Genomic DNA, 14,733 nt, shown 5'->3' with positions numbered 1-14,733 from the left:
GGCGGACCGGACAATGGCACTCAAGAATTACAAACCGACCAGTCCCGCCCGGCGCGGCCTGATCCTCGTTGACAAGTCGGGCCTCCACAAGGGCGGCCCGGTCAAGTCGCTGACCGAGGGCAAGCGCAAGACTGGCGGACGCAACAACAAGGGCCATGTCACCTCGCGCGGCATGGGCGGCGGTCACAAGCAGAAGTACCGCATGATCGATTTCAAGCGGCGCAAGTGGGACGTCGAAGGCACGGTAGAGCGGATCGAGTACGATCCGAACCGGACCGCCTTCATCGCGCTCATCAAATATGCTGACGACACGCTTGCCTACATCATCTGCCCGCAGCGCCTCGGCGTTGGCGACAAGGTGATCGCCGGCGAACGGGTCGACACGAAGCCTGGGAATGCCATGCTTCTCGGCCAGATGCCGGTCGGCACCATCTGCCACAATGTGGAGATGAAGCCGGGCAAGGGCGGGCAGCTGGCGCGCAGCGCCGGAGCTTACGTCCAGCTCGTCGGCCGTGACCGCGGCATGGTCATCGTGCGCCTGAACTCGGGCGAGCAGCGTTACCTGCGTGCCGATTGCATGGGTACGGTCGGTGCGGTGTCGAACCCCGACAACCAGAACCAGAACCTGGGCAAGGCCGGCCGCAAGCGCTGGATGGGCGTGAAGCCGCTTACGCGTGGTGTCGCGAAGAACCCGGTCGATCACCCCCACGGCGGCGGCGAAGGCCGTACCTCCGGCGGCCGCCATCCGGTTACCCCCTGGGGCAAGCCGACCAAGGGTGCCCGCACCCGCAAGAACAAGCAGACGGACAAGTACATCATCCGTTCGCGCCACGCGAAGAAGAAGAGGTAAAGGCACATGGCTCGTTCCGTCTGGAAAGGTCCGTTCGTCGAACTCAGCCTTCTCAAGAAGGCCGAAGATGCGCAGGATTCGGGTGGCCGTGCGCCGATCAAGACTTGGTCGCGCCGCAGCACTATTCTGCCGCAATTCGTCGGACTGACGTTCAACGTCTACAATGGTCACAAATTCATTCCCGTGTCCGTCAACGAGGACATGGTCGGGCACAAGCTCGGCGAATTCGCGCCTACGCGCACATTCCCCGGCCATGCCTCCGACAAGAAGGGCAAGCGCTGATGGGCAAGGCTAAATCTCCCCGCCGCGTCGGCGACAACGAGGCGCTGGCCGTCGGCACGACGATTCGCGGCAGCGCGCAGAAGCTCAATCTGGTGGCAGAGCTCATCCGCGGCAAGAAGGCCGAGGAAGCGCTTAACATCCTGACCTTCTCAAAGCGTGCGATGGCGCGTGACGCGCACAAGGTGCTCGCTTCCGCGATCGCCAATGCGGAAAACAACCACAATCTCGACGTGGACGCGCTGGTCGTGGCCGAAGCGAGCGTCGGGAAGGCAATCACCATGAAGCGTTTCCACACGCGCGGACGGGGCAAGAGCACCCGTATTCTCAAGCCGTTCAGCCGGCTGCGCATCGTGGTTCGCGAAGAGGAAGAGGCGTAAGATGGGTCAGAAGAGCAATCCGATCGGCCTGCGTCTGCAGATCAACCGCACCTGGGACAGCCGGTGGTACGCCGAAGGGCGCGACTACGCACAGCTGCTCAAGGAAGATATCGAGATCCGCAAGCACATCATCGATACACTGCCGCAGGCCGCGATTTCGAAGGTGGTGATCGAGCGTCCGGCAAAGCTTTGCCGCATCTCGATCTTCGCTGCGCGTCCCGGCGTCATCATCGGCAAGAAGGGCGCGGACATCGAAAAGCTGCGCACCAAGCTCGCCTCGATGACCGCAAGCGAAGTGAAGCTGAACATCGTCGAGATCCGCAAGCCGGAAATCGACGCCAAGCTCGTCGCTCAGGGTATCGCGGACCAGCTCATTCGCCGCGTGGCTTTCCGCCGCGCGATGAAGCGGGCGGTGCAAAGCGCGCTGCGCCTTGGTGCGGAAGGCATCAAGATCGTTTGCGGCGGCCGTCTCGGAGGGGCTGAAATCGCCCGCGTCGAATGGTACCGCGAAGGCCGCGTTCCGCTCCACACGCTGCGCGCGAACGTCGATTACGCCGAAGCCGAGGCGCTGACCGCCTACGGTATCATCGGCATCAAGTGCTGGATCTTCAAAGGCGAGATCCTGGCGCACGATCCCACCGCCCAGGACCGGCTGATGATGGAAGCACAGACTTCCGGCGTCCGCCCGGCACGCTGAGCGGGAGCAGAGTAGAAAACCATGCTGCAACCGAAGAAAACCAAGTATCGCAAGGCCTTCAAGGGCCGGATCAAGGGCGAAGCCAAGGGCGGGACGACCCTGAATTTCGGCTCCTATGGTCTCAAGGCGCTCGAACCCGAGCGGATTACCGCTCGCCAGATCGAAGCCGCTCGCCGTGCGATCACGCGTCACATGAAGCGTCAGGGACGTCTCTGGATCCGCGTGTTCCCGGACGTGCCGGTATCGAAGAAGCCTGCCGAAGTCCGTCAGGGTAAGGGCAAGGGTTCGATCGAATACTGGGCTGCACGGGTCAAGCCGGGCCGCATCCTGTTCGAACTCGACGGTGTTTCGGGCCAGATCGCTGCCGAAGCTTTCGAACGCGCTGCCATGAAGCTGCCGGTGAAGACGAAAGTCGTCGCCCGCTTCGGCGACACCAGCCACCTGGGAGGCGAATGATGGCCAAAATCGAAGACCTTCGCACCAAGTCTGACGATCAGCTTGGCGAACAGCTGACCGCGCTGAAAAAGGAGCAGTTCAACCTGCGTTTCCAGTCCGCGACCAACCAGCTCGAAGCGCCCGCGCGTATCAAGCAGGTCCGCCGCGAGATCGCGCAGATCAAGACGCTTCAGAACGAGCGCGCGAAAGCCGCCGCTTCCGAAAAAGCCGGCGCTTAAGGAGTATTACGATGCCGAAACGCATTCTGATCGGGACCGTCACCTCCGACAAGACCGACAAGACCGTGACCGTGCTGGTCGAACGCAAGGTGAAGCACCCGCTCTACGGGAAGATCATCCGCCGTTCGAAGAAGTATCACGCGCACGACGAGAAGAACGAATACGGTCTGGGCGACATCGTCCGGATTGAGGAGACGAAGCCGATCTCGAAGACCAAGACCTGGAAGGTCCTCGACCAGGTCAAGTCCGGCGGCACGCAGGCGGTGGAAGCCGACCTCGACGTGGAAGCCGCTTCGAACTGAGCTTCGCTTCGTAAGGAAGCTTTTGTGTGGAACTACCGGGCAGGGCAGCAGCCAAACGGTCCCGGCAAGCCGAATAGGAAGGAAACGCATCGATGATTCAGATGCAATCAAACCTGGATGTCGCTGACAACAGCGGCGCGAAACGGGTCCAGTGCATCAAGGTGCTGGGCGGCTCGAAGCGTCGTACCGCCAGCGTGGGCGACGTGATCGTGGTATCGGTCAAGGAAGCCCAGCCGCGCGCCAAGGTGAAGAAGGGTGACGTTCACCGTGCGGTGATCGTGCGCACCAAGAAGGACGTGCGCCGCGCCGATGGCAGCGTGATCCGCTTCGACAGCAATGCCGCGGTTCTCGTCAACAAGACCGAAGAACCGATCGGCACGCGTATCTTTGGCCCGGTCGTGCGCGAACTGCGCAGTCGCGGTTTCATGAAGATCATCTCGCTCGCGCCGGAGGTGCTGTGATGGCTTCCGCTAAGATCAAGAAGGGCGACAGCGTCGTCGTGCTTTCGGGCAAGGACAAGGGCCGCACCGGCACCGTCCAGAAGGTCATGCCGAAAGACGGCAAGGTCGTCGTGGAAGGCGTGAACATCGCTGCCCGTCACCGCAAGCCGAGCCAGCAGAACCCGCAGGGCGGCATCGACCGGTTCGAAGCGCCCATGCATTTGTCCAAAGTGGCGATCGCCGATCCGAAGGACGGCAAGCCGACCCGCGTCCGCTTCGAGGAGAAGGACGGCAAGAAGGTCCGCGTCGCCGTAAAGTCCGGGGAGACCATCGATGGCTGATTATACGCCCCGCATGAAGCAGCGCTACGATGAGGAAGTCGTCAAGGCGATGACCGAGAAGTTCGGCTACGAAAACCGTCTCGCCGTCCCGCGGATCGAGAAGATCACGCTCAACATGGGTGTCGGTGAAGCGAGCCAGGACAAGAAAAAGGTCCAGACAGCTGCCGAGGAAATGGCGCTGATCGCCGGCCAGAAGCCGGTCATTACGAAGGCGAAGAAGTCGATCGCACAGTTCAAGCTGCGCGAAGGCATGCCTATCGGTGCGAAGGTTACCCTGCGCCGCGACCGCATGTACGAATTCCTCGACCGGCTCGTGACCATCGCCATGCCGCGTATTCGCGACTTTCGCGGGCTCAACCCGCGCTCGTTCGACGGTGCCGGCAATTACGCGATGGGCCTCAAGGAACAGATTATCTTTCCCGAGATCAGCTACGACAAGATCGAGACGGTCCGGGGCATGGATATCATCGTAACCACTACGGCGAACACCGACGAGGAAGGCCGCGAACTGCTGCGCCTGTTCGGTTTCCCGTTCCCGACGCCCGAAGCGTCGACGGAGAAGGAGGCTGCGTAAGGCAGTGCTCCTAGCAAACAAGACACGAAGGAAGAGAGCTTAAGTCCAATGGCGAAACTGAGTTCCATCAACAAGAACGAGCGGCGCAAGAAGCTCGCCAAGAAATATGCGGCGAAGTATGCGAAGCTCAAGGCTGTCGCTGACGACACCTCGCTCGACGAGAGCGAGCGTCTGATCGCGCGTCTCAAGATGGCGGAAATCCCGCGCAATGCGAACCCGACTCGCATTCGCAACCGCTGCTCCACCACCGGCCGCCCGCGCGGCTATTACCGCAAGTTCGGACTGAACCGTATCGAGCTCCGCAATCTGGCCAACAAGGGCCTGATTCCGGGTGTTACGAAGTCGAGCTGGTGAGGATCTGACGAATGGCTATGACCGATCCCCTGGGTGATATGCTCACCCGTATCCGCAACGGCCAGCAGGCGAAGAAGGACAGTGTCCTTTCGCCCGCTTCCAAGCTGCGTGCGAACGTCCTCGAAGTGCTTCAGCGCGAAGGCTACATCCGTGGCTACAGCGAAGACGAGAGCGGCAAGCACAAGGCGCTGCGGATCGAACTGAAATATTTCGAAGGCGAACCGGCGATCAAGTATGTCGCCCGCGTTTCCAAGCCTGGTCGCCGTGTCTACTCGGGTTCGCAGGAACTGCCGAGCGTGCGGGGCGGCCTCGGCATCACCATCGTCTCGACGCCTGCTGGCGTGCTTTCGGACAACGAAGCGCGCAATCAGAACGTCGGCGGCGAAGTGCTGGCGGAGGTATTCTGATGAGCCGCATCGGCAAGAAACCGGTCGCGATCCCGAGCGGGGTTACGGCGAATATCGAAGGCAAGACGCTTTCGGTAAAGGGTCCGAAGGGCACGCTCAGCATGGGTCTGAGCGACCTCATCGACTACAAGATCGAAGACGGCGAGATCCAGGTCAACCCGGCGAACGATACGCAGAAGGCGCGCTCCTACTGGGGCATGCAGCGCACGCTGGTATCGAACCTCGTCGAAGGCGTCACCGAGGGCTTCACCAAGGTGCTCGAAATCACCGGCGTCGGCTACCGTGCGCAGGCGCAGGGCAAGAAGCTCAAGCTGCAGCTCGGCTACAGCCACGATGTCGATCTCGACGTGCCGGAAGGTCTGGAAGTGAAGACTCCCGACCAGACCACGATCGAGATTTCGGGCAGCGACAAGCAGGCCGTTGGCCAGTTTGCCGCAGAGGTCCGCCGCTGGAGGAAGCCGGAGCCGTACAAGGGCAAGGGCATCAAGTACCGCGGCGAGTACATCTTCCGCAAGGAAGGGAAGAAGAAGTAAGATGGCCAAACTTTCCCTATTCGAACGCCGCCGCCGCCGGGTCCGTACCGCGCTCCGCAAGCGCTCGGGCGATAAGCCGCGCCTGTCCGTGCACCGCACCGGCCAGCACATCTACGCGCAGGTCATCGACGACAAGGAAGGCCGCACGGTTGCGGCAGCTTCCACGCTCGGCGCCAAATCCTCCGGCGCGAATGTCGATGCGGCCAAGCAGGTCGGCAGCGACATCGCAGCTGCCGCGAAGAAGGCGGGCGTCACGTCGGTCGTGTTCGACCGCGGCGGGTTCCTGTTCCATGGCCGCGTGAAGGCGCTGGCCGATGCCGCCCGTGAAGGCGGGCTGGAGTTCTGATTATGGCTGACGAAAACAACAACGAAGAAAACCAGATCAAGGATACGCCCGAAGTTGCAAAGGCGAAAGCCGATGCAGGCGTCGAGATCGATCACCCCGCTTCCGCCGAAACGGAGCACGCGGTGAAGGATCAGCCGAAGATCGACAACGAAGGCTCGACCCCGACGCCGACGACGGCTTCGACCGAAGCGGCTGACAACCAGTCGGCAGCCGGCGGCGATCCCTCGCAGCCGCGCGGTCGCGGCAATCGCGGCGGACGTGATGGCGGCGGGCGCGATGGCGGCCGAGGCCGTGGTCGTGGCGGCCGCGACAACCGGCGCGGCGGACGCGAAGAGGAAGATGACGGTCTCGTCGAGAAGCTCGTACACATCAACCGCGTCTCCAAGACGGTGAAGGGCGGTAAGCGCTTTGGTTTTGCTGCGCTCGTAGTCGTCGGTGACGGCCAGGGCCGCGTCGGCTTCGGCCACGGCAAGGCCCGCGAAGTGCCTGAGGCGATCACCAAGGCGACCGCTTCGGCGAAGAAGAAGATGGTCCGCGTGGCGCTCAAGGAAGGCCGCACGCTGCACCATGACGGCAAGGGCCGTTTCGGTGCCGGCAAGGTCACGATCCGTACCGCGCCTCCGGGTACCGGCATCATCGCCGGCGGTCCGATGCGCGCAGTGTTCGAAAGCCTCGGCGTTGCCGACGTGGTGACCAAGTCGGTCGGTTCGTCCAATCCCTATAACATGATCCGCGCCACCTTCGAGGCGCTGACGGACCAGACTTCGCCGAAGTCGGTTGCGCAGCGCCGCGGCAAGAAGGTTGCCGACCTGCTCGGCCGGGGCGGAGCCAGCGAGGCAGAAGCGCAAGCTGACGCCGCAGCGGTCACGGAGTAAGACAGATGGCTGGCAAGAAAAACGACAGTAAGACCATCCGGATCCGGCAGGTGGGCTCGCCCATCCGCCGTCCGGAAAGCCAGAAGAAGATCCTCACGGGTCTCGGCCTCGGCAAGATGCACCGCGAAGTGGAAGTGCAGGACACTCCCGAAGTTCGCGGCGCGATCGCCAAGCTGCCGCACATGGTGGAAGTGGTCGAGTAAACACGCGGCGGGGAGGGGTTGGCCCTCCCGCGCCATTACCGGCGAAGGCCGGCAATCCGGGATGCTCCGCGCGCGTATCTCTGGGCATAGCAACAAAAGCCCTTGCCGAATGAGCGGGGCGAACCAAAGCGAGTGCATTGAAATGACGATTAAGCTCAACGAACTCAAAGACAACGAAGGTGCCCGCACCAACCGGATGCGCGTCGGACGTGGCATCGGCTCGGGCAAGGGCAAGACCGGCGGACGCGGCCAGAAGGGCCAGAAGAGCCGATCGGGCGTCGCCATCAAGGGTTTCGAAGGCGGTCAGATGCCGCTTCACATGCGCCTGCCGAAGCGCGGCTTCAACAACCCCTTCGGCAAGGATTACGCCGAAGTGAACCTCGGCATGGTTCAGAAGTTCATCGACGCGAAGAAGCTCGATGCCGGCAAGGACATCGACCACGCTGCACTGAAGGCCGCTGGCCTTGCACGCGGCGGCAAGGACGGTGTGCGCCTGCTCGGCAAGGGCGAACTTACCGCGAAGGCGAAGTTCATCGTGGCCGGCGCGTCCAAGGGTGCGATCGAAGCGGTCGAGAAGGTCGGCGGCAGCGTGGAAGTGGTCGAAGTCAAGGAACCTTCGTCCAAGCCTTCCAAATCGCCCCGCGAGAAGAAAACCGAGAAAAAATCGGCATAAACGGACCGAGATACTGGCGGGGGTTCGACAAGCGTGCCCCCGCTACCTATGTATCCGTCCGATGGTGCTGCCGGACGTAAAGGGGCGGCGGCTACCGCAAGCTAGGATCACCGGTCTACACCATGGCATCACGTACCGATAACATCGCCAGCAACCTCAGCCTGTCGAACTTCTCGAAGGCGACGGAACTCAAGCGGCGCATCTGGTTCACGATCGGCGCGCTGATCGTTTTCCGTTTCCTCAGCTTCGTACCGCTGCCGGGCGTCAACCCGCTGATTCTCGAGACGCTGTACGATCAGGCGCGGGGTGGTATCCTCGATCTGTTCAACACTTTCTCGGGTGGCAGCCTGGAGCGGATGAGCCTCATCGCGCTCGGCGTCATGCCCTACATCACCGCGTCCATCGTAGTGCAGCTTGCCGCATCGCTTCACCCGACGCTCGCGGCGCTCAAGAAAGAGGGCACGTCGGGACGGCAAAAGCTCAACCAGTACACACGTTACGGGACCGTGTTCCTGTGCGCGATCCAGGGCTGGTTCCTCGCTTCGGGCCTCGAGAGCTTCGGCGCGCAGAGCGGTCTGCAAGCTGTCGTGCAGCCCGGACCGCTGTTCCGCGTGGGCGCTGTCATCAGCCTCGTCGGCGGAACGATGTTCCTGCTGTGGCTGGGCGAGCAGATCACGAGCCGCGGTATCGGTAACGGCGTCTCGCTCATCATCATGGCCGGCATCGTCGCGCAGTTTCCGAGCTTCGTCGCCAACTTCTTCGAGGGCGGCCGGACCGGAGCGATCGCACCGGGCCTGATCGTCGCGTTCTCGCTGATGATCGTGGCGCTGATCCTTGTCATCTGCTTCATGGAGCGGGCGCAGCGGCGACTGCTGATCCAATATCCCAAACGCGCGACGCAGCGCGGCATGATGCAGGCGGACCGCAGCCACCTGCCGCTGAAGCTCAATACCGCGGGCGTCATCCCGCCGATCTTCGCCAGTTCGCTGCTGCTTCTGCCGCTGACGATCAGCCAGTTTGCGGGCAATTCGGTGACCGCCGGAGGCCCCGGCGGCAGCATTATCCAGCAGCTCAACTTCTATCTGTCGCCGGGACAGCCGCTGTACCTCGCGCTGTATGCGGCGGGCATCATCTTCTTCACCTTCTTCTACACCGCGGTCGTCTTCAATCCGGAAGAAACAGCGGAGAACCTGAAGAAGAATGGCGGCTTCATTCCCGGCATCCGTCCGGGCAAGCGGACCGAGGAATATCTCGATTACGTCCTCACCCGTATCACGGTCATCGGGGCGATCTATCTGACGCTCGTCTGCGTCATTCCCGAATATGTGATCCGGCAGACGGGCATTCCGTTGTTCCTCGGCGGAACGAGCCTGCTCATCGTCGTCAACGTCACCGTCGACACGATCAGCCAGGTCCAGTCCCACCTTCTGGCACACCAATACGGCGACCTTATCAAGAAGGCGAAGTTGAAAGGCCGTAAACGCTAGGGCACACCAGAGCCGCGCGTTAGAGAATCAGGGGGAGCACTCGTCTTGGATATCATACTGCTTGGCCCTCCCGGCGCGGGTAAGGGAACGCAGTCCCAGCGTCTGGTTGAGCACCACGGGATGCGGCAATTGTCGACTGGCGACATGCTGCGTGCCGCGGTGAAAGCCGAAACGGCGGTCGGCAAGGAAGCGAAAGCGATCATGGAAAGCGGCGGTCTCGTCTCCGACGAGATCGTCTCGCGCCTGATTGACGATGAGCTTGCGTCCATGAACGATTCGGTCGGCGCGATCTTCGACGGCTACCCGCGCACGAAAGCGCAGGCCGAAGCGCTCGACGACATCTTGGCTAAGCACAACCGCTCGCTCGACCATGTAATCGAACTCGAAGTCAACGAGGACGCCTTGGTCGACCGGATCACCGGGCGCTTTACATGCGCGAACTGCGGCGCAGGCTATCACGACCGGTACAAGCTGCCGCGCGTCGAGGGCGTCTGCGATAAGTGCGGCTCGACCAAGTTCAAACGGCGGCCCGATGACAACGAGGAAACCGTGCGCAAGCGGATGCAGGAATACCGCGCCAAGACCGCGCCTATCCTGCCGGGCTACGAAGAGCGCGGTATCGTCACCCGGATCGACGGCATGGCCGCGATCGACGAGGTTACTGACGCTCTTGAAGAGGTCCTGCGTTAAGCGCGTTGCGCTTCGGTCGCTGCGCGCTAGTCTTCCCACTCGGTACGTGGGGAGGCGGATATCCGGGCGGGACTTATTTTGAGTATTCTTTCAGCAACGCTGTCGGCATCGCCTCCTGCTGCTGCCGAAGTCATTGCCAAGGACGCGAACGGCTTCACAACGAGGAATACGCAGGTCATCGCGGCGACGCCCGCGCAGGTCTGGCTCGCACTGATCAGTCCGGGGAAGTGGTGGAGCGACGATCATACTTGGTCGGGCGATGCGGCCAATATGACGCTGATCCCGCAGGGCGGCGGGTGCTTCTGCGAGACCATTCCGGGCACGGAAGATGCGGACACGGTACAGCCCTCAGGCAGCGCCAAACATATGGAAGTCATGCAGGCGAACCCGCACAAGGTGCTGCGGATGCGCGGCGGCCTCGGTCCGCTTCAAAGTGAACCGGCCGAAGGTGTTCTCACCATCACCATGCAACCGGACGAGGGCGGCACGAAAGTCGTCTTCGAATATGTGGTCGGCGGTCCGATGCGCTTCGAAATTCCGGTGATTGCACTGGCGGTGGACGGTGTCCTGTCGCAGCAGCTTGCCGGTCTCAAGGCCTATCTCGAAAGCGGCGGCGCCACGTAGCGAAAGCCTGGACTCTGGCCGAGTTTAGAAATCCGCAGCTGCGTAGAACCTCGCCGGACTTCGTGCATTGAGGAAGTGAAACCTTTCTCACGCGCGGCGCATCCGCCGAACGCGTTCCCCCTAGCAGGATTTTCCGATGGCCCATTCAGACTGCACCGACTTGTCCGCATTCATGGAGGGCGTTCGCACGCGCAATCCGCATCAGGACGAGTTCGTGCAGGCGGTCTGCGAGGTCGCGAGCGACGTGTTCGACTACATTCAAGGCAAGGACGAATATACCGATCATCAGGTGTTGCTCCGCATGTCCGAGCCCGACCGGATCATCTCGTTCCGGGTATCATGGGAAGACGACAATGGCGACATCCAGATCGAGCGCGGATGGCGCGTGCAGAACAACAACGCGATCGGTCCCTACAAGGGCGGGCTGCGCTTCCACCCTTCGGTTAACGAAAGCGTGCTCAAGTTTCTCGCCTTCGAGCAGACCTTCAAGAACGCGCTCACCGGCCTGCCGATGGGCGGCGGGAAGGGCGGATCGAACTTCAATCCGAAGGGGCGCTCCGACCGCGAGATCATGCGTTTCTGCCAAAGCTTCATGACCGAGCTCTACCGTCATATCGGCCCCAACGTCGACGTTCCGGCAGGCGACATCGGCGTCGGCAGTCGCGAGATCGGCTATCTGTTCGGGCAGTACAAACGCATCACCAACGAGTTCGAGGGCGTGGTGACTGGCAAGGGGCTGGCATACGGCGGCTCCATGATCCGGCCCGAAGCGACGGGCTGGGGCGCGGTCTATTTCCTGCGCGAGATGCTGCGCGAGCGTGACGACGATATCGACGGCAAGACGGCGGTTATTTCAGGCGCAGGCAATGTGGCTACACACGCGGCGGAGAAATTCGCCGAACTGGGCGGCAAGGTGCTGACCCTCTCCGATTCCGACGGCTTCGTCCACGATCCCGACGGGATCGACGCGGAGAAGATCGCCTGGGTGCGCCAGCATACCGAAAACGGCGGCCGGATGAGGGCCTATCCGGACGAGTTTTCCTCGGCAAGTTACCACGATGGGGAAGCGCCGTGGAACGTCGACTGCGACATCGCCATGCCCTGCGCGACGCAGAACGAACTGGACGACGACGCTGCGAAGGCACTGCTCGACAACGACGTAATCGCGGTGTGCGAGGGCGCGAACATGCCGGCGACGCAGGATGCGGCGAAGCGCCTGCGGGAATCGGGCATCATGTATGCGCCGGGCAAGGCCGCCAATGCGGGCGGGGTAGCCGTATCGGGCCTCGAGATGAGCCAGAACGCGGAGCGCCGCTCGTGGGAGCGGGAAGAGCTTCAGGACATGCTCTGCTCGATCATGACGGATATTCACGCGCGCTGCGTCGAAAATGCGCCCGACGCGAAGGACGGCGGTGCGATCGATTACGTGAAGGGTGCGAATGTCGCCGGCTTCCGCAAGGTGGCCGAGGCGATGCTGGCGTTCGGCGTGGTGTGAGCACCGCTCGGCAAGAGGTTAACGGCGCGCGGCTTGACCGCGGGGCACGGCGCGGTAAGATCAGCGTGTTCGTAGCAAGACGGCGCTTCCGGCAAGGCTGTTGACCTTGGCGGCGAATCACCGTAAGCGCCCTTCCATTCGACAGGTTCGATCAAGTCCGGCAGACGGCAGCCTCTTGCGCGCGTCATCCGGGCTTTTTGCCGTTTCGGCGAAAGCGGGCCTCGTTCGGATGTTGTCGCTATGAGATAGGGCTGCGCGCCCTGCCGGTTTCGGGATATTTCTCGATTATTTATGCAGAAGCGCCGTAAGTCCCTGTGGAGCTTGGAGAAGTATTAAGTGGCTCGTATTGCCGGGGTAAACATCCCCACCAACAAGCGCGTTATCATCGCGCTCACCTATATTCACGGTATCGGCCGCACGACGGCTGTGAAGATCGCCGACAAGCTCGGGATCGATCACACTGCCCGTGTGCAGGACCTGTCCGATGCGGAAATCCTGCAGATCCGCGAAACCATCGACGAAGATTATTCGGTCGAGGGCGATCTGCGGCGGAATACAGCGATGAATATCAAGCGCCTGATGGACCTGCGTTCCTATCGCGGGCTTCGCCACCGTAACGGGCTGCCCGTTCGCGGCCAGCGCACCCACACCAATGCTCGCACCCGCAAGGGTAAGGCGAAGCCGATCGCAGGCAAGAAGAAGTAATCGCATTTACGGCCGGGCCTTCGCGGGCTCGTTCTTTCAAGCGATTGCTCTCACTTCTCATCAGATACAGGAATTAAAACAATGGCACGCGAACCAGGACGCGTAAAACGCCGCGAGAGGAAGAATATTTCCAGCGGTGTCGCGCATATCAACGCCAGCTTCAACAACACCATGATCACCATCACCGATGCGCAGGGCAATGCGATCAGCTGGTCCAGCGCCGGCATGATGGGCTTCAAGGGAAGCCGAAAATCGACACCCTATGCGGCACAGGTCGCAGCGGACGATGCGGGCAAGAAGGCCGCCGAACACGGCGTGCGCACGCTCGAAGTCGAAGTGAAGGGTCCGGGCTCGGGCCGCGAAAGCGCGCTGCGCGGTCTTGCATCGCTGGGCTTCAACATTACCTCCATCCGCGACGTCACGCCGATCCCGCATAATGGTGTGCGCCCGTCGAAGCGCCGCCGCGTCTGAGCCGCCTTCGCCCGGCGCGCTTCCGGTCGGGAGCGCGGCGGGCACCTACCCGTTGGCCGGACGCGCAGCAGCCACCAAGCGCACCGGTCCCGCCCGAATATGAACACGCTAAGTCTAGCGAATTAGGGGAAATCCATGTCCGTCAACAACAAGAACTGGCAGGAACTCAAGAAACCCAACACCCTTGATATCAAGGAAGGCGGCGACAAGAGCCGCAAGGCCACCTTCGTGGCCGAACCGCTCGAGCGGGGCTTTGGCCTGACGCTCGGCAATGCGCTGCGCCGCGTGCTTCTTTCCTCGCTTCAGGGCGCCGCGATCACCGCGATCAAGATCGAGAACGTGCTCCACGAATTCTCGTCACTCGCCGGTGTGCGCGAAGACGTGACCGACATCGTTCTGAACGTGAAGCAGATCGCGCTCAAGATGGAAGGCGAGGGCGCCAAGCGCCTGCAGCTTTCCGCGACCGGACCGGGCGAAGTCAAGGCCGGCGACATCGCCGTCAGCGGCGACATCGAAGTGATGAACAAGGACCTCGTCCTTTGCCATCTCGACGAAGGCGCGACGCTGAACATGGAACTGACCGCAGATGTGGGCAAGGGCTACGTACCGGCGGTCCAGAACCGTCCGGCCGACGCGCCGATCGGCCTGATCCCAGTCGACAGCCTCTATTCGCCGATCCGCCAGGTCAGCTACAAGGTCGAAAACGCCCGTGTCGGACAGGAACTCGACTACGACAAGCTGAGCCTCAGCGTCGAGACCGACGGTACGGTCACGCCGGAAGATGCAGTCGCCTACGCTGCGCGCATCCTGCAGGACCAGCTGACGTTGTTCGTCCACTTCGAGGAAGGCATTCCGCAGCCGTCCAGCGCGATGATCGGCCAGGCCGCACCGCAGGAAGAAAGCGATGCGAACCAGCTCAACCGCTACCTGCTCAAGAAGGTGGACGAACTGGAACTCTCGGTCCGCAGCGCCAACTGCCTCAAGAACGACAACATCATCTACATCGGCGATCTGGTCCAGAAGACCGAAGCCGAGATGCTGCGTACGCCGAACTTCGGCCGCAAGTCGCTTAACGAGATCAAGGAAGTGCTTTCCAGCATGGGCCTGCGCCTCGGCATGGACATCCCCGGATGGCCGCCCGAGAACATCGAGGAAATGGCCAAGAAGCTGGAGCAGGAACTGCTCGGTTGATTCAGGTTTTGGCGGCGCGCCTTCATTACGTAAAGCGCCGCCGGCACTGGGCTACCTCATACGGGCCCCTTACGAACCGCCGAACCCTTCAGGGAAAGTGGGAACCGGTTTCCCGCCCGGAAGGGTCGGCGAAGGAAGGATG

Annotated in this window: 24 protein-coding genes; all 24 read left to right on the top strand. The window is 62.1% G+C overall.

What is annotated here, in order from left to right:
- Positions 1-13: 13 nt before the first annotated feature.
- The 24 genes from rplB (at position 14) to HUV48_RS03525 (ending at position 14,591) form a co-directional block, all read left to right on the top strand.
- A complete protein-coding gene (gene rplB, locus HUV48_RS03640; protein WP_176266384.1) occupies positions 14-850 on the top strand; it encodes a 50S ribosomal protein L2 in 837 nt (278 codons plus the stop codon).
- A gap of 6 nt (positions 851-856) precedes the next feature.
- Complete coding sequence (gene rpsS / locus HUV48_RS03635) at positions 857-1,132, top strand: 30S ribosomal protein S19 (protein ID WP_176266383.1); 276 nt, start codon at positions 857-859, stop codon at positions 1,130-1,132.
- Entirely contained in the window at positions 1,132-1,509 is a 378-nt protein-coding gene (gene rplV / locus HUV48_RS03630; RefSeq protein ID WP_176266382.1) for a 50S ribosomal protein L22, read from the top strand. The genes rpsS and rplV overlap by 1 nt, the downstream gene beginning before the upstream one ends.
- Before the next feature lies 1 nt (position 1,510).
- Positions 1,511-2,206, top strand: a complete 696-nt coding sequence (gene rpsC / locus HUV48_RS03625; protein ID WP_176266381.1) for a 30S ribosomal protein S3 — start codon at positions 1,511-1,513, stop codon at positions 2,204-2,206.
- A 21-nt stretch (positions 2,207-2,227) separates the two neighbouring features.
- Positions 2,228-2,662 carry a 50S ribosomal protein L16 gene (rplP, locus tag HUV48_RS03620; RefSeq protein WP_176266380.1) on the top strand — a complete coding sequence of 145 codons (435 nt, stop codon included), beginning with the start codon at positions 2,228-2,230 and terminating at the stop codon, positions 2,660-2,662.
- Positions 2,662-2,880 (top strand): 50S ribosomal protein L29, encoded by a 219-nt coding sequence (gene rpmC, locus HUV48_RS03615; protein ID WP_176266694.1) that lies wholly within the window; start codon positions 2,662-2,664, stop codon positions 2,878-2,880. The genes rplP and rpmC overlap by 1 nt, the downstream gene beginning before the upstream one ends.
- Before the next feature lie 11 nt (positions 2,881-2,891).
- Positions 2,892-3,182: a 30S ribosomal protein S17 gene (gene rpsQ, locus HUV48_RS03610; protein ID WP_176266379.1), complete on the top strand. Its 291-nt coding sequence runs from the start codon at positions 2,892-2,894 to the stop codon at positions 3,180-3,182.
- Positions 3,183-3,274: 92 nt separating this feature from the next.
- A complete protein-coding gene (gene rplN / locus HUV48_RS03605; RefSeq protein ID WP_176266378.1) occupies positions 3,275-3,643 on the top strand; it encodes a 50S ribosomal protein L14 in 369 nt (122 codons plus the stop codon).
- Complete coding sequence (gene rplX / locus HUV48_RS03600) at positions 3,643-3,963, top strand: 50S ribosomal protein L24 (RefSeq protein ID WP_176266377.1); 321 nt, start codon at positions 3,643-3,645, stop codon at positions 3,961-3,963. Before rplN ends, rplX begins: the two co-directional genes overlap by 1 nt.
- Positions 3,956-4,537 (top strand): 50S ribosomal protein L5, encoded by a 582-nt coding sequence (gene rplE, locus HUV48_RS03595; protein ID WP_176266376.1) that lies wholly within the window; start codon positions 3,956-3,958, stop codon positions 4,535-4,537. The genes rplX and rplE overlap by 8 nt, the downstream gene beginning before the upstream one ends.
- A 48-nt stretch (positions 4,538-4,585) precedes the next feature.
- Complete coding sequence (gene rpsN / locus HUV48_RS03590) at positions 4,586-4,891, top strand: 30S ribosomal protein S14 (RefSeq protein WP_176266375.1); 306 nt, start codon at positions 4,586-4,588, stop codon at positions 4,889-4,891.
- 11 nt (positions 4,892-4,902) lie between these two features.
- Positions 4,903-5,298 carry a 30S ribosomal protein S8 gene (rpsH, locus tag HUV48_RS03585; RefSeq protein WP_176266374.1) on the top strand — a complete coding sequence of 132 codons (396 nt, stop codon included), beginning with the start codon at positions 4,903-4,905 and terminating at the stop codon, positions 5,296-5,298.
- Positions 5,298-5,831, top strand: a complete 534-nt coding sequence (gene rplF / locus HUV48_RS03580) for a 50S ribosomal protein L6 (RefSeq protein WP_176266373.1) — start codon at positions 5,298-5,300, stop codon at positions 5,829-5,831. The genes rpsH and rplF overlap by 1 nt, the downstream gene beginning before the upstream one ends.
- 1 nt (position 5,832) lies before the next feature.
- The gene (rplR, locus tag HUV48_RS03575) at positions 5,833-6,177 is read left to right on the top strand and encodes a 50S ribosomal protein L18 (RefSeq protein ID WP_176266372.1); all 345 of its coding nucleotides are present in this window, start codon (positions 5,833-5,835) and stop codon (positions 6,175-6,177) included.
- Positions 6,177-7,052, top strand: a complete 876-nt coding sequence (gene rpsE / locus HUV48_RS03570) for a 30S ribosomal protein S5 (RefSeq protein ID WP_404799915.1) — start codon at positions 6,177-6,179, stop codon at positions 7,050-7,052. The genes rplR and rpsE overlap by 1 nt, the downstream gene beginning before the upstream one ends.
- A gap of 5 nt (positions 7,053-7,057) precedes the next feature.
- Positions 7,058-7,255, top strand: a complete 198-nt coding sequence (rpmD, locus tag HUV48_RS03565; protein ID WP_176266371.1) for a 50S ribosomal protein L30 — start codon at positions 7,058-7,060, stop codon at positions 7,253-7,255.
- Between the two features lie 148 nt (positions 7,256-7,403).
- Entirely contained in the window at positions 7,404-7,928 is a 525-nt protein-coding gene (gene rplO / locus HUV48_RS03560) for a 50S ribosomal protein L15 (protein ID WP_176266692.1), read from the top strand.
- Between the two features lie 122 nt (positions 7,929-8,050).
- Entirely contained in the window at positions 8,051-9,415 is a 1,365-nt protein-coding gene (gene secY, locus HUV48_RS03555) for a preprotein translocase subunit SecY (protein WP_176266370.1), read from the top strand.
- Positions 9,416-9,460: 45 nt separating this feature from the next.
- Positions 9,461-10,105, top strand: coding sequence for an adenylate kinase (locus HUV48_RS03550; protein WP_176266369.1), 645 nt, complete (start codon positions 9,461-9,463; stop codon positions 10,103-10,105).
- A gap of 78 nt (positions 10,106-10,183) precedes the next feature.
- Positions 10,184-10,729, top strand: coding sequence for an SRPBCC family protein (locus tag HUV48_RS03545; RefSeq protein WP_217906654.1), 546 nt, complete (start codon positions 10,184-10,186; stop codon positions 10,727-10,729).
- 136 nt (positions 10,730-10,865) lie between these two features.
- Positions 10,866-12,224 carry an NADP-specific glutamate dehydrogenase gene (gene gdhA / locus HUV48_RS03540; protein WP_176266368.1) on the top strand — a complete coding sequence of 453 codons (1,359 nt, stop codon included), beginning with the start codon at positions 10,866-10,868 and terminating at the stop codon, positions 12,222-12,224.
- Between the two features lie 336 nt (positions 12,225-12,560).
- Entirely contained in the window at positions 12,561-12,929 is a 369-nt protein-coding gene (gene rpsM / locus HUV48_RS03535; RefSeq protein WP_176266367.1) for a 30S ribosomal protein S13, read from the top strand.
- An 81-nt stretch (positions 12,930-13,010) separates the two neighbouring features.
- Positions 13,011-13,400: a 30S ribosomal protein S11 gene (gene rpsK, locus HUV48_RS03530; protein WP_176266366.1), complete on the top strand. Its 390-nt coding sequence runs from the start codon at positions 13,011-13,013 to the stop codon at positions 13,398-13,400.
- A 135-nt stretch (positions 13,401-13,535) separates the two neighbouring features.
- Positions 13,536-14,591: a DNA-directed RNA polymerase subunit alpha gene (locus HUV48_RS03525; protein ID WP_176266365.1), complete on the top strand. Its 1,056-nt coding sequence runs from the start codon at positions 13,536-13,538 to the stop codon at positions 14,589-14,591.
- The last annotated feature ends 142 nt before the right edge of the window (positions 14,592-14,733 follow it).

The sequence above is a fragment of the Qipengyuania atrilutea genome (assembly GCF_013370205.1).
GTDB classification, from domain to species: Bacteria; Pseudomonadota; Alphaproteobacteria; order Sphingomonadales; family Sphingomonadaceae; genus Actirhodobacter; species Actirhodobacter atriluteus.
The sequence above is the reverse complement of the archived record's forward strand: the minus strand, read 5'-3'. Positions and strand labels throughout refer to the sequence as shown.

Bases quoted from the DNA above. Each gene is read 5' to 3' on its own strand.
- rplB (WP_176266384.1), top strand. From the start codon at position 14: ATGGCACTCAAGAATTACAAACCGACCAGTCCCGCCCGGCGCGGCCTG.
- rpsS (WP_176266383.1), top strand. From the start codon at position 857: ATGGCTCGTTCCGTCTGGAAAGGTCCGTTCGTCGAACTCAGCCTTCTC.
- rplV (WP_176266382.1), top strand. From the start codon at position 1,132: ATGGGCAAGGCTAAATCTCCCCGCCGCGTCGGCGACAACGAGGCGCTG.
- rpsC (WP_176266381.1), top strand. From the start codon at position 1,511: ATGGGTCAGAAGAGCAATCCGATCGGCCTGCGTCTGCAGATCAACCGC.
- rplP (WP_176266380.1), top strand. From the start codon at position 2,228: ATGCTGCAACCGAAGAAAACCAAGTATCGCAAGGCCTTCAAGGGCCGG.
- rpmC (WP_176266694.1), top strand. From the start codon at position 2,662: ATGGCCAAAATCGAAGACCTTCGCACCAAGTCTGACGATCAGCTTGGC.
- rpsQ (WP_176266379.1), top strand. From the start codon at position 2,892: ATGCCGAAACGCATTCTGATCGGGACCGTCACCTCCGACAAGACCGAC.
- rplN (WP_176266378.1), top strand. From the start codon at position 3,275: ATGATTCAGATGCAATCAAACCTGGATGTCGCTGACAACAGCGGCGCG.
- rplX (WP_176266377.1), top strand. From the start codon at position 3,643: ATGGCTTCCGCTAAGATCAAGAAGGGCGACAGCGTCGTCGTGCTTTCG.
- rplE (WP_176266376.1), top strand. From the start codon at position 3,956: ATGGCTGATTATACGCCCCGCATGAAGCAGCGCTACGATGAGGAAGTC.
- rpsN (WP_176266375.1), top strand. From the start codon at position 4,586: ATGGCGAAACTGAGTTCCATCAACAAGAACGAGCGGCGCAAGAAGCTC.
- rpsH (WP_176266374.1), top strand. From the start codon at position 4,903: ATGGCTATGACCGATCCCCTGGGTGATATGCTCACCCGTATCCGCAAC.
- rplF (WP_176266373.1), top strand. From the start codon at position 5,298: ATGAGCCGCATCGGCAAGAAACCGGTCGCGATCCCGAGCGGGGTTACG.
- rplR (WP_176266372.1), top strand. From the start codon at position 5,833: ATGGCCAAACTTTCCCTATTCGAACGCCGCCGCCGCCGGGTCCGTACC.
- rpmD (WP_176266371.1), top strand. From the start codon at position 7,058: ATGGCTGGCAAGAAAAACGACAGTAAGACCATCCGGATCCGGCAGGTG.
- secY (WP_176266370.1), top strand. From the start codon at position 8,051: ATGGCATCACGTACCGATAACATCGCCAGCAACCTCAGCCTGTCGAAC.
- gdhA (WP_176266368.1), top strand. From the start codon at position 10,866: ATGGCCCATTCAGACTGCACCGACTTGTCCGCATTCATGGAGGGCGTT.
- rpsK (WP_176266366.1), top strand. From the start codon at position 13,011: ATGGCACGCGAACCAGGACGCGTAAAACGCCGCGAGAGGAAGAATATT.
- HUV48_RS03525 (WP_176266365.1), top strand. From the start codon at position 13,536: ATGTCCGTCAACAACAAGAACTGGCAGGAACTCAAGAAACCCAACACC.